Origin of the sequence: Spiroplasma tabanidicola (assembly GCF_009730595.1) — a bacterium.
GTDB lineage: Bacteria > Bacillota_I > Bacilli_A > Mycoplasmatales > Mycoplasmataceae > Spiroplasma_A > Spiroplasma_A tabanidicola.
On the sequence record NZ_CP046276.1, the window covers coordinates 579,313 to 593,742 of the forward strand.

A 14,430-nucleotide genomic window follows, 5' to 3' on the forward strand; every position below is an offset into this window, starting at 1 on the left:
GATTAAATGATTCAACAACAGTATCAATACCCACCACAATACCCGCAACAACAAATGCCACCACAAAAACCTGTGAGGGTTAAAATTAAGAGAAGAAGACGAGTAATTTTTCGTGGTTGAATTAGACGTTTTTTAGCCTTTTTTTTGTTATTTACAACAATCTTATATACATTTGGATCTTTTGTATTAACAGTTCCTGGAATGGGATTAGAATCACAAAAGTTTATTAAAGATATTGAACAAAAAACTTTAAATTTATTTCCACAAGGAAAATATGTGATAACAGCTTATAAAACTGATGATGAAAAAGATCGAAAACCAGAAAATGAAACTGGTTTATATGAAATTGCAGCAGATTCTTCTGTAAGAATGAGTTTTGTAAACGATATTGTTTCTGCAATTGATTTTAATGATGGTGCAATGCTTAAAAATAAAGATATGTATGAGCAATTTGCAAATGATTGATATAAAGAATATTGAAGTAGTAAAATTGATAATAAAGAAGATATTGATCTTCATGATGTTGCTGTTGATTTAATTAAATTTGATAAAGCAGCAGCGGCAAAGTTTTTCTTATATGGTTATACAAATGTTGGTATCAAATGAATGGTTAAGAAAAATGGTATAAAAGAACTTTATTCTAAAGATGTTTATAGAGAAGTTACAAAACAACAAACTGTTGTAAATCAAAGTTTATATGAAAGCAAAATGCAAACAAAAAGAGATTCATTGACAGGAGCGTTATCTGTAATTAAATCTCCAGGAACAAATTTAATAAATAATAAAATATGATTTATCAATCAACAAATCGAATCAATCAAATTAGCAATTAATAATAAATGATTACATAATCAAATAATAGGTCCAGTTATGGGAAGAATTTTTAAAGGTTCATTAACAGATAAAGATTTACCAAAAAAATTAACAATTGATGATTTATATTCACCTTGGTTCACTCAAGGATTAACTTGATTAAAATGAGGAACTTCTTTAATTTTTACTTGTATACTTATTCTTCCTTTGGGTTTAACTGCTTCTGGTTTTTTATTCAAAAGAGAGAGAGGTTATACTAAAAAAGAGAAAAAACAAAGAGCAAGAGCTAAAAAAGTTAAGTTTAAAGAATCTGTTGGTGGGCCAGTTGTTAATAATGTTACTGATAAAATTAATAAACCAGTTACACTATTGCAACCAAATCTTACAACGAACTCTACTCAAGTTCTATCAACACAAACTCTTAATAAAACACAAGTTATGCAAAAACCAGTTATTAATAATTCAAAAAATATAACTACAAAATCATTGAATCAAAATACTGGACAAATGAACAATAATCAAAGACCGTTAAATAACCAAATGCAAAATAATATGCAACGTCCAATGAATCAGATGCCTTATAACAACCAACAACTAAATCAGTTTAACAATCAAAGACCAACGAATCACCCAGTTGGACAAATGAACAATAATCAAAGACCGTTAAATAACCAAATGCAAAATAATATGCAACGTCCAATGAATCAGATGCCTTATAACAACCAACAACAAAATCAGTTTAACAATCAAAGACCAACGAATCACCCAGTTGGACAAATGAACAATTTTCAAAGACCGTTAAATAACCAAATGCAAAATAATATGCAACGTCCAATGAATCAGATGCCTTATAACAACCAACAACAAAATCAGTTTAACAATCAAAGACCAATGCAAACTCAAAATTTAAATAATTCAAATGTTAATCAAACATCAAATTTTGAAGATAATAATTAATTTCTAAATAAGGGGAGCGATAATATGAAAAAACTATTAAGTTTATTTTTAACTATATGTGCTAGTTCTGTTTTTGTTACCCAAATAGCATCATGCAATAAAAGACCATCAGCAGTTTTTGGGGATGACAATCCATTAAAAATAGGTTTAGAAATTGACCGAAAAAATGCAATTAAAGATAAAGATATCGATCAAAACTCTTATGGTGTTACAAATTATTATATTCTTGGAGATAGTTTAAGTGATGTTGATGGATTAACAACTTATATGGGAACCAAATTATCAATATCAAACTTAAAAATTAATTTTAAATTTGATGGAGACTTTAGTTGAAACTTTGATAATGTCGATGAATTTTCAAAATTAAAACCAACAACTTTTCAAAATAAAATTATTAAAAAAGCAGGTGAAGAAGAATCTGATAACGAAGATAATAATGATACTCCCAACAATGAAGGTACTTCTACTGATTTGAGAAGTTCATTTTCAAATGGACCAACAGCTTCATTCTTGTTGGGTAGAAGAATGTTTAATGTTAAAGATATGAAACCAAGTAACATAATGATGAAAAAACCAACTTACAAAGGTGAGTACGGTACAACTTATGCAGTTGGAGGAGCAACTGCTAGTCATACTGGTTCAAGTATGTCAACATTGTTAGAAGATGCAGCGATTGACAATCAAGCAAAAGCATTAATATCTCAACATAAGTTTGGATCAAAAGCAGTTGTTGCTATGTCAATTGGAGGAAATGATGTATTTAATATGATTAGCACCTATAATCCATATGGAGCTAGTGAAAAAACTACTCAAATTATGGATGAGGCAATTGAAAAAATTAGATATACAGTTTTTTCATTGTTAAATAACGGAATAAAAAACATCTTATTAATTACCTCCCCATCAATGGATAAAGTACCAAAAAATGCTTCAAGGTTTTACAAAACTTATGATCCAAATTCTGAGGATGAAAATAAAAGCAAGTGCTATGATGCTTATGGAAAACTTTATGATGATCCAAATTATGAAGGAAGTATTTGTTATAGTAATGGAGATAGCGAAGAATCTGAAGATGAAGATAACCCGATAACTGCAGGAATTCCAATTAGAAAAAAAACAAATGAAACAATTTTTATTGAAGCAACAACAAAAGAGTTTAATAGAAGAATTGAAAATATTGTAAAAGAAGTTCATAGTTATTATCCTAATGGATTGAGAACTTTTGATTTATTTAATAAGTTTGATAGTATTAATGAACAATCAAAATTTACAATTAAATATGAAAATTATATTAACAATGTTGGATTAGCGGTATGAGCAGAAGGTAATCCAAAACCAGATTATGATCCAATTGGTAGTTTTAGTTTGAATTCAGATACTTTAAAAAAAATTGTAAGCAAAATTGCAGAAGCAGCAAAAGATGTTAATTCTAGTAGTTCAACAAATAGACAAATAAATGTGCAATTAAACTTTTGAGGAGACCCTCGACCTGGTTATCCAGCTGATGTTAATAGTTACTTTTTTGATGATAATATTCATCCAACTAAAATTGTTCATAGTGATGTTGAACAAATGTTAGAAAAAGAAATTAAAGAATTGTTTGATAAAAATAAAAACGAAGGAATAGGAGACAGTAAATAATGAAAAAAATACTTTCAATTGCAGCATCGATTGTTGTAATAACAAGTTCAGCGTCTTTAACTGTCTCGTGTGGTAAAGATGAAGTGGTAAATAGCATTTCATCAAAATCTATGAATATATTATTAAAAGAAGTTGCAAAAACTGCATATCTAAATAATGTTGAAAAATATGATTTTAATTATGTTTTTGATAACATTGTAAAAAACCAACAAATTCAAAAATTTAATGGAAATCCTAATCTTGATGTAAAAGATGAATTTGCTTCATCTTCAAAATACTCAGATATTTACAATAAATATTTTGAATCAAAATTATATGATGAAAATAATGTTGATCTTGATGGAGTTGATTTAAAAAATAATGTAATTAAACCTGAAGATGGATCATTTTTAACTCCAATTTTAAAAAATCTACCAGCAATTTTTGAAGCTGTTGGTAATCGAGACTTTTTAGGAATTGGTGCAACTATATTAAAAGAATCAGGTCTTGTTGATTTTGATACTTTTGCAAGAAATCCAATCTTAACAATCATTAGTAAAGTTTTACCTTCAAATGCATTTTCAAATATTTCAAAAGCTTTTTATCGAAAAGAGTATGAAAATATGAGTGTACAAAATGCATTAAATGCATCTATGATTGGATTTGTAAATGCTTTAAATAAATTTTGTTACCCAGCAAGTACTGGTAAAAGACCAAAAAATTTAGGTGCAAATACTGAAAAAGAAGTTTTGCAAAACTTTACTCCAGCCTTAATTCAATTAACACAAACCATTCAAGATATAATGGATGGTACTGCTAAATTTACTTTAGATCTATTTAACAATATTGATACAATTGCAGACATTGTTAACTTTGTAAAAATGTTATTTATGTATATGACAGGGTTTATAGAAAGATTTTCACCAGATCCTTTTAGTGAAGATCCTATTGAAAAAAGTAAGCCTAATGTTGCATATGATGAAATTTCAATAACTGATATGATCGCTTATCGTAATTCAAACTTTAAAGAGACAATTAACAGTAATCTAAATTTAGAAGCAGGATTTAATTTCTTGCTAAAAATGTTATATATAAATGATGGAATGGCTGCTAAAAATTTAATAAGATTATTGTTTTATGAAGATTTTGCAAATCAATCAGCTGGAGATGGCGGATTAACATGAACTCTAAATGCAAGAGCAGAATCAACTGGTAAAGTTCATACTAAATATACTCATATTGTTGCTAATTTAACTAGTACAGCCGGAGTGCAAAATGATGTTAAAAATATGGCTAATGAAATTAAAAGTTTTATTACAGATGATTTTGATAATAAGTATACAAATACCGGAGGTATATCAGCTTTTATAAGAGCAATTTTAAATAGTATAATTACTGAGGGTACAAATAAAAATCTTGGAAATACATTAACTTGTGCATTAGGGTGATTATCTTCAGAAACAAAAGATGATCCAATGCTTAAAGTTGAAATTTTAGGGCTTGGAGATTATACAGAGACAGTTTTAAGTTGAGGTTTTGTTCAAGACATTGTTGTTGATGCTATAAATGATTTTATTCCATTAACAGAAGATGGTAGAAGAGCTATGTATAGAATTTTAAAAATAAAAACTTTGTGAAAAAATGTATGAGGAACAATTTGAAATAATAACTTACTTGCATATGCAGCCCCGATATTTGATTTAAAAATACCTTTAAACGAACCTAATACATACGCAAAATCAATTGCTGATGTTGTTGAGAATTTTGACATAATTAAAAAACTAGGTCTATATGATATATTTGGATTTAGTTTTGATCCTAATGTAGTTAATAGTTTACAAAATTTAGCTAAATACTTTTTATCAACTAAATCTGGTAATCCCGAAACTAATGGAACAACTCCAGATAATGGAGCTGGCTCAAAAGAAATACCCGTTACAATTTTAGAAAAGAAAAAAAGTGAAGGTAATAATACTAAGTTTAAATTAGACTTTAAAAATTTAAGCAACCTAACTGTAAATATTGGGGCTGCTTTAAATTCTATTATTAAAAATCCAGATAGCATTTTAAACGCAATTGGAATTGATGATAATCAACAAATTATTAAAAACTCACTAGCAGATAATGCAATAACATTATTTTCAGATATTAATGGTGTTCAATATCTTCTTTCTGTTATTCAAAGTTTCTTATATAGATTTGATATAAAACAAAAATTAGTTGCAAAACAAATGTTTGTGGATTATTCAAACATAACTGAAAACCAAGTTGATGAAAGTATTATAAACTTATATCAATATCAATATCGAGTTAGAGATAAAAATATCACTATTGATTTAAAAAGAAGTGCTGATAGATTTACAATCAAAAGAATTAGAATAACTGATATTAATAAATAATAATTTAATTTAAAAAATCTAAAATCTGATTTTAGATTTTTTTTATGATTAAAAAAAATTTCTAAAAATTTTCTTATAAAAAATATTTATACCAAAATGCTAAAATAGTAGTTAATAGTATTTTTTTTTAGTATAATATAACTAATCTTTATACATTTGTGTGAGCACTTTGTATAAAGGTAGAAACGGAAAATATGAGGTGACAGAAGAATGATCGGAATTATTTCGACAGCTTACTTTACAGTGAGAGACCGTGAAGGTGTTAAAACTGTTAAAAAATATTGATGAAGAAATATGGTTATTCAACACATTAAGTATAGAGGGAAATTTTTCATAGTTGCAACTATCGGATACGGTAAAGCAAATGCCGCTATGGCTATTACATACTTAATGGAAGAGTATCCATCTTTAGAAACAGTGCTAAACGTAGATTTAGCTTTATCAACAAATGACAAATTTGACACAACTGACACAGTTATGTCAACAAAATTTATTTATAGAGATGCTGACTTAACAGTATTTAAAGACATCAAATATGGGCAAATTGTACATGAACCAGAAGCATTTGCATTCAATACTGAATTAGTAACTCAAGTTAAAAATTTTAAATTAGGAGTTTCTGATGGTATTGTTGGAACTGCTGATATGTTAATTTACAATTCAAAACAATTTAAAGAAATGGTAGATAAATATGGACAAACAATTGATGTTATTGATACTGAAGCAGGAGCATTAGCTCAAGTGGCTAAAAAATCAAGCGTTAACTTTGTTGCTTTAAAAATTATGTACAACAATGCTTTATCACCATGAGATAATGATCCATTACATAAATTTAAAATTTATGAAACATCAAATACTTTAAAATACTTATTAGCAAGATTATTCAACTTATTATCATCAAGATACATCATCGACTTTTCAAAAAATACAAACGATGAATTAGAAGTAATTAATGAATTATTTGAATTAGAACATGATGCATGAATTAGAAGATTTAAAAAAGATACAGTATCATTGATTTCAGGAATGGGACCATCATTGATGTTGCTTGATAAAAAAGCTATGAAACCTGAAGCAGTTGATGTTGTTGAAGTTATGAAACCAAAAATTGAAGATGAAGGACCATCAAAAGTTATTTTAGGAGAAGACGAGTGAAAAAATGCTCCAAAAAAATGATTACGTAAATTGATGTTCTTACAAAATTTAAGTGTAAATGACGATGAATTATTATGAAATAAATCAGCTAAATATGATCTAAAAACAGGAAAAATATTTACAATTGAAGATGTTGCAAAAAACATTGCTAAGTTAATTGCTGATCGTTCTCAAGACAAATCATCTTATACATATGATGGAACTACAGTAAACAAAAAACATTTATTTGTAGCATGTGATGCACAAATCTCATTCTACATTACTCACAATCATACTCATGAGTTTGTGGAAGGTAAGAAAAAAGGTTCACAATTAGTAGCAAATGAATTTATGAAACACTTAAATCAAATGTTAGCTGAAGTTGAATCGCCATTTGAAAAAATTATTGTTTACATTAAAATTCCAGCTGTTGGAAGTGCAAGATTACCAATCTTCTTGACAACAAAAAATAAAGTTAATACTCCTATAGTATTTGGTGGATACAGCGAAAAAGACCAAAATGTATTTACAGTTGTTGACATCACAAGAAATGATTATGACCCACTAAAAGTTGGTTCATTCAAAGTTACAGTTCGTTTAAAAACTGAGGGTTAAAATTAATAAAAGAAACCACTAATTGTGGTTTTTTTTATTTTTGTTTGGTATGATTTTTTTATTATAGTAGGTGAATCAATTGAAAAAAATCAAGAAAGAAAAAGAAGTTCTTAAAAACAGCGATGCTGATGTTTCTGCTAGTTTAGCATTTGAAGAATTATTAGAATTATCTACTACAAAATTATCAGATATAAACTTAAACACAATAACGTTAGATGATGATGAAAATACAAATTATATTGATATTAATGAAACTATTGATGTTGATGAAAATGATTTATTCAAAATCATAAAAAGAGCACAAAAACAAAAAAGTATTTTAAATAATCAAAGATGAGTAAATTCGGAAGAAAATGAAGAAAATGAAATTATTAAAAAAGCTGAAATGAGTGGTAAATCAAAATACGATTCAGATGTTTTGAGAGAATTGATTTTAAAAAGACAACGAGATAAAAGAAAAGATAAAGGATTAAATAATTTTATAGATAATGTTAAGAAAAAGAAAAACAATTATGATAAATAATTGATTGAGGGGAATAAAATGAAACAAACACAACTAGAAGAAGAATTTCTAGATAAACAAATTACAACTGATGCCAGTCAAATCCAAAATTTGGATAATAAAACAGATAATACAAAAGATATTGATGTTAGTCATTTTGAAAGTAAAATTTTATCAAAAAGAGAACAAATTTTATTAGTTCAAAACTATTTCAGAAATAAATTTTGAAAAGATTTATTAAAATTAATGCTTTCATCATTAATCAGTACAATTGCATTCGATTATTTTATTTCAATCACCGGAAGAGCGGGATTATTTCCAGCGGGTATTGGTGCATTTGCTAGATTTTTATCCATCTTAACTTTCGGAAATGATGTTTCTAAACAAAGTTCATTTTATTTCATATATTATTTTGTTATAAATATTCCTTTATTTGTATTCGGATATATTAAACTTGGTAAAAAGTTTTGTTTTACAACTATATTATTTATTTTATTTCAAATTACATTTGACCAAATTTTACAAAAAATACCTTTTATAAATCCAACTGATTTCCACTTTATTGTAAACTATAAATTATTACAACAAATTGGAAACTCATGAAATGCAGGAATTTGATTATTTGTATTTGGCGTAATTGGAGGATCGATGCTTGGATTGAGTTACTCGATTGTTTATAAAATGGGTTCATCAACTGGTGGAGCTGATTTTATATCTATTTATGTTTCTAAAAAGAAAAATAAACCAATCGGAGCTATTAATAGAAATGTAAATCTTGTTATTTTAGGAGTTGTAATAACTTTGAATTCAATTATTTTACCAGTTAATATGATTAATTCAGATAACATCGTCAATATTTTAAAGAATCTTGGATTAGATAATGCTTTTAAAACTAAGGATAAAAATGATGTTGATATTGTTAATTCAATTTTAAGTTATTTATTTAATAAAGAAGGGTTAATTGATGTAAATGGAATTATAAATCCTGATTTCGCTCAAAAGATGGGTATTAAAAATGGAGTTGTTGACACACAAGCAAGTGCTAATAACTATTTAAGTATTATTGAAGAGATTATCAATAATTTAAAAGGACAAGGTGATATTACAAATTTTGACAGAGATTATGCGTGACAGTATTTAATTGAATATGCTGCAAAAAATGGTTATGGGAATGTTTTACCATTTTCACTTGTTTCAAAAATTAAGTTAGGATTTATTTTAGGACCTTCATTATTCGCTTCAATTGGATTAGTTTTATCTGCTGCATTTACAACAAATGCACTATATCCTAAATTTAAGGTTAGAACTTATATGATTAAAACTAATAATCCAAAAGAGATTAATAAGACTTTATTAGATAATGGATATCAAAATGATATTATAAATTGAGATGTTACAAATAGAATTAATCGAAATTATTTACATCGAGCAGTTGTGATGGTTGCTATGACTGTTTTAAACTGAGACGAAATAGAAAAACAAATATTTTTAGCAGACCCAAATGTGAAAATCAACATTTTACAAACTAAGGCAATTAAAGGTATTTTTGATTATGATATTAAAAAGAATGATGAAAGAGATTTTATTTTAAAAAAAATAACTTCAGACGAACAAGAGTTAGAAAAAATTCGTCAAATTGCATTAGTTAAATACAACAAAGAACAAAAAAAAGGCAAAAAGAAAAAAACAACTAAAATCACAAAAAAAAGTTGTACTAAAAAAACTAAAAAAATATAATTATTGTGGTTTTATTTTCTTTTTTTTGTATAATAAGTAAGTATGGTGATTTGTAAATGAAAAAACAAGAATTGAAATATGTTATATTTAAAATGCTAGAATTAAAATTGGTGGAAATTAGAAAAGAAATCAATAATATTAGCATTATAGATCTATACAATTACATTAATAATATAATTTTAAAAAAAGATAAAATTCGAAATGTGAATGATGCAGCATTTTATATTATGAATATAAAAGTTAATAAACTTTTTGAATATATTAATTATGAATCGATTAAAGATGATTCTAATACAATAGCTAGTGATTTAAAATCTATTTTAGAGGGATAAGTGATCAAGGTGAAAAAAGAATCGCCAAAAAATAAAATTAAAAACACAAGAAAGACTAAGTTTAATTTTTTTCGTTTTTTAACAATTTTTGTAATATTAGCTTCTTTATTGGTGGGAATATTTTTCTCATCACAAGCATTTAATAAGAACTTTCGTTTAGGAAGTGATTTTAAAGGTTATTACTCTGCTTTGGTTGCTGTAAATAATGCAAACAAAGAAGCAGGAGTTGCTGGGCAACCAAACGGGGTTGCAAAAGAAGCTGCACCGGTTTTAGAACAACGTTTAAACCCGATGGGGACAAACCAAATAACCATTGAAACTGCAGGTTTAAATTACTTAAAAGTGTTATCACCAATTGCAGCGTATGATTCAGAAATTCAATTTAAAAATCAAATTCAAAGAAATGGTGGAGCAATCTTACTTAACCAAAAATATGAAGATTTCCAGTTATCATCAGATGAAGATGGAAAAATTACACGATCTGGAATCAACGATTACTTTTCTGATGCAAAAACAACAGCTATTACTTCTGGGAACTCAAAAAGTCCAGCAATTCAATTTAAATTAAACGGATCAAAATTTACAAGTATTTATTCAGAAAGCGAAACATCAAAAGATATGAAGTTGATGATTGACGCAGATGGTTTTTACAATGAAATAAGAAACTACTATAATACAGTTAAGAAAGATACTTTAACAGAAAAAGTGGCAAGTTATTTTGAACAAGTAATTAATCCTTTGAGAGATAAATATAGAGATTCTAACAAAGAAAATATTTCTGATTTACAAAAAAGTATGTTAGAAGATTTATTTGCTGGAACATATAAGCGACTTGATACAGGTGGAAATGAAAGAAGAGTTTTTGTTAACTTAATGAATAGTGAAATAACAGAAACTAATTTTATTGAATTTATTAATAATGATTTTAATTTTTTAAGCGAAACTTCAAAATATGTTTATGATCCAAACTCAAAATCAGAAGATTTTAATGGTGACGAAGCGAAATACGCCAATCCGATCGAAGGTTATTCATTAACTTCTATGAATCAACGTCCATTAGGAAAAATTGCTGATGTTTTTAAAGCGATTAATACTATAATGGGAAAATACTGAGATGATAGAAAATCAGCTATGACAAATAATGAAAAAGTTATGGCAGAAAAAATCGGAAGTTATATTCTATATTCTGGAGCAATTACTAAACAACAATCTCAAAATTCATTAGCTTATGTTGATGGTACTAATTTAAAAATTATTTTTTACAATCAACCAGAGTCTGCAGCTCGTACTGGAGCGGCAATCTTTAACGCTTCAACAAAAGGATATATTTTTACAGTTAATAATATTTTAAAAACAAACCCTTCTGCAACTTCGTTGATGCTACAATTAGCTATTATATTATTAGGAATTGTAGCGATCAGTTTATTAATTTATGCTTTATTCTTATACAGATTGTTAGGACTATTTATGTTTGTTGTGATTTTGGCAATTTCAGCGCTCACATTAATGTCTACAACATGATTTGGATTAACTTTGGGAATTGAAGCTATTATTGCCGTTGCAATTATTGTTTCAATTAATTTAGAAATATTCTCGATGATATTCGAAAATATGAAATTTAATTTATATATAAAACAAAGAAATATTAAGACAAGTTATAATATCTCTATAAAAGAAAATATTACATTAGCAGTTGATGTTTTAGTTTCTTTGGTTATACCAGCCATATCATTATTTTGAATAACTTCTAATGCAATACAATCGTTTTCGATTATTATATTAATGGGAGTATTATTTTCATTAGCGTTAACAATTATACTTGCAACTTTCTTAAATAAGTTATTGATTAATACAAATATTTTTAGTAATAGACCAGGTTTATTTGCTTTAAATACTGATTTTGCAAATCAAGGTAAAGTCTTTTTAAATTATAAAATTAGAAATTTAAAAATAAAGATTAAAAAATATAAACAAAAAAATAAGAATATTACAGATTATGAAGTTAAGCTTGCTAAGTTAGAACAAAAATTAATTGAAAAACAAAATTCTTATAATGAAAAACAATCAAAATTATTAGAAAAATATAAAGTAAAAATTAATAAAAGAATAGATCAACTAGAACTTAGAAAAACTAAATTAGCAGAAAAAAACAGATCAGCAAAACTTTTAAGACTTGAATATAAAATTAATGAGTTTAAATATATTTTAGAAGATCAAATTGAAGTCGAAATGGATGAAGAGAACGAGTTAGTTTTAAATACTCATGATAAAGTAAAAATAAAATCTTACGAAAAAGCTGTTAAACACGGTTCAAAATTTGTATTTGTTTTCTTGGGTTTTGTTTTGTTAGTAGCTGGATTGATTGGTGGAATAATTAAGCCAAACTTAGATTCTTCATTTGGTAATAGAGTTGAATACATTTTATGAGGAACTAAACTTGAGTCAATGTATAACGGTATTAGATCCTTTTCTCAAAAATCAACAGGTAGTGATGAATTAAAAGAAAAAGTAAACGCAATGTTAGTAGAGTCTGATTTTACTCCATCAAACGATGATGAAAGTCCACCATTTAATACAGTTGTTTATAATTTCTTAAATATTGTATTTTCAAATTCTGAATATTTAAATTCAATAACAAGTAATATTGGAAACTCAGAACGTTATTCATTACATAAGTTTAATCTAAATTCTGGTACTAATTTTAATTATATTTCTTCAAATACTAGAGACAATATACAATGAGTTACTTTATCGATAGTTTCAGTTTCAAACTCTGATTCATATACAATAAAAAACTTATTTGCAGAAGTTGGGGGCTTTAATAAAACTCAAGAAATCGACAGTAATGGAGGGTTTATTTCAAAACGTATTAGACCATATACAATTGTTGATATGTCTAAAAAAATGGGATATGGAATTATAGCAATTGTCTTGGCGCTGGCTATTTATATTCTAATAAGATTTAAATGAACCTATTATATTGCAATGGTTGTAGGAATTATTTTAGTTCCTGCGTTAACAGTTGGTACAATAATTGCTTTTTACATTCCATTTGGAATAACAACAATTATTGCAGTTGCAGTTTCGATTTTGTTTACTTGTTTAACAATGTTCACAATCTTTGGAAAAGCAAGAGGATTAATTGCTAATCGCGATGAAAAAAGTATGTACAATTTCTTTAAACAAGAAATAGCATATAGTATTTCTACAAAAAATTTCAGAAAAAAAATCAAAGATGAAATTTTCTTGAAAAAAGCAAATGATAAATTAAAACTAAAAGAAAAAAAATTATCTTCTAAAGAGATTAAAAAACTAAAATTAGCTTTTAAAAAATTTAAACAAGAAAAAATCATAGAATATAAAAAATTAAAAAAAGAAAATAAAATTGAAATAAATAAAGTTTCAAAACATAACAACTATTTAAAAGAAGTTATGGTTCAAACTTTCAAATATGGAATTAAACGTTCATTATTAATCGGTGTATTTTACATTTTAGTATCTCTATTATTATCAATTACAATTACAACACTTGCATCATTTGGAATAAGTGTAATTATTGGAATTCTTTCTGCGGGATTTGTTATGTTATTTATTTGTTTACCAATTTGGTTGTGATTAGAACAGAAACGTATTAGAAATCACTTAACAAGAAAACGTTTTATCAATGGATTAAAAGTTTCTGGCGAAGAACAAATTATTGAAGGGATTAATGACTAATTAAGGTATAGGTTTATGGATTTAAAAGATTATATTTTAGATGTTCAAGATTTTCCTATTAAAGGAGTTACATTTAAAGATATTACTCCTTTATTAAATAATGTTAATGCTTTTAAGTATGCAGTTGATCAAATGGCTGAATATGTAAAGCAAAAAAAAGCTAATGTGGTTGTTGCTCCAGAAGCAAGGGGATTTTTATTTGCATCAGCTGTGGCGTATGTTGCTGGAGTTAGATTTGCTTTAATTAGAAAACCTGGAAAACTACCTAGAGAAGTTATTGATGTAGAGTATGAATTAGAATATGGTAAGAACCATATTCAAATCCACAAAGAAGATTTAAAAGAATCTGATAATGTTGTAATCATTGATGATGTTTTAGCAACCGGTGGGACTATACATGCTATTATCAAGTTAATTGAGCAATGTAAAGCAAAAATTAATGGAATTGTATTTTTAGCAGACATTTCATTTTTACACGATAAAGACTTATTTAGTGAGTTTGATATAAATTGTTTAATAAAATATTAAATTCATAAAAAAAGCACTTTTTATAAGTGTTTTTTTTATGAAAATTTTTTTCATATATTTGCATTTTTATAAATAA

The 14,430-nt window shown here is 26.5% G+C and carries 9 protein-coding genes; all 9 read left to right on the plus strand.

The window, feature by feature from the left end; translation table 4 throughout:
- Positions 1 to 6 precede the first annotated feature (6 nt).
- The 9 genes from STABA_RS02685 to STABA_RS02725 all read left to right on the plus strand — a co-directional run bounded on the left by STABA_RS02685 (position 7) and on the right by STABA_RS02725 (position 14,354).
- A complete protein-coding gene (locus STABA_RS02685; protein ID WP_156006274.1) occupies positions 7 to 1,770 on the plus strand; it encodes a hypothetical protein in 1,764 nt (587 codons plus the stop codon).
- Positions 1,771 to 1,794: 24 nt separating this feature from the next.
- Positions 1,795 to 3,411 carry an SGNH/GDSL hydrolase family protein gene (locus tag STABA_RS02690; RefSeq protein WP_156006276.1) on the plus strand — a complete coding sequence of 539 codons (1,617 nt, stop codon included), beginning with the start codon at positions 1,795 to 1,797 and terminating at the stop codon, positions 3,409 to 3,411.
- Positions 3,411 to 5,789, plus strand: a complete 2,379-nt coding sequence (locus tag STABA_RS02695) for a hypothetical protein (protein ID WP_156006278.1) — start codon at positions 3,411 to 3,413, stop codon at positions 5,787 to 5,789. The genes STABA_RS02690 and STABA_RS02695 overlap by 1 nt, the downstream gene beginning before the upstream one ends.
- A 210-nt stretch (positions 5,790 to 5,999) precedes the next feature.
- On the plus strand, positions 6,000 to 7,538 hold the full coding sequence (gene fib / locus STABA_RS02700) for a cytoskeletal motor fibril protein Fib (RefSeq protein ID WP_156006280.1): 1,539 nt from the start codon (positions 6,000 to 6,002) through the stop codon (positions 7,536 to 7,538).
- Positions 7,539 to 7,617: 79 nt separating this feature from the next.
- On the plus strand, positions 7,618 to 8,061 hold the full coding sequence (locus STABA_RS02705; protein ID WP_156006282.1) for a hypothetical protein: 444 nt from the start codon (positions 7,618 to 7,620) through the stop codon (positions 8,059 to 8,061).
- An 18-nt stretch (positions 8,062 to 8,079) separates the two neighbouring features.
- The gene (locus STABA_RS02710; RefSeq protein WP_156006284.1) at positions 8,080 to 9,777 is read left to right on the plus strand and encodes a YitT family ABC transporter; all 1,698 of its coding nucleotides are present in this window, start codon (positions 8,080 to 8,082) and stop codon (positions 9,775 to 9,777) included.
- 56 nt (positions 9,778 to 9,833) lie between these two features.
- Positions 9,834 to 10,109, plus strand: a complete 276-nt coding sequence (locus tag STABA_RS02715; RefSeq protein WP_156006286.1) for a hypothetical protein — start codon at positions 9,834 to 9,836, stop codon at positions 10,107 to 10,109.
- A 9-nt stretch (positions 10,110 to 10,118) separates the two neighbouring features.
- Complete coding sequence (locus STABA_RS02720) at positions 10,119 to 13,826, plus strand: protein translocase SecDF, variant type (protein ID WP_156006288.1); 3,708 nt, start codon at positions 10,119 to 10,121, stop codon at positions 13,824 to 13,826.
- Between the two features lie 15 nt (positions 13,827 to 13,841).
- Positions 13,842 to 14,354, plus strand: coding sequence for an adenine phosphoribosyltransferase (locus tag STABA_RS02725; RefSeq protein WP_156006290.1), 513 nt, complete (start codon positions 13,842 to 13,844; stop codon positions 14,352 to 14,354).
- The last annotated feature ends 76 nt before the right edge of the window (positions 14,355 to 14,430 follow it).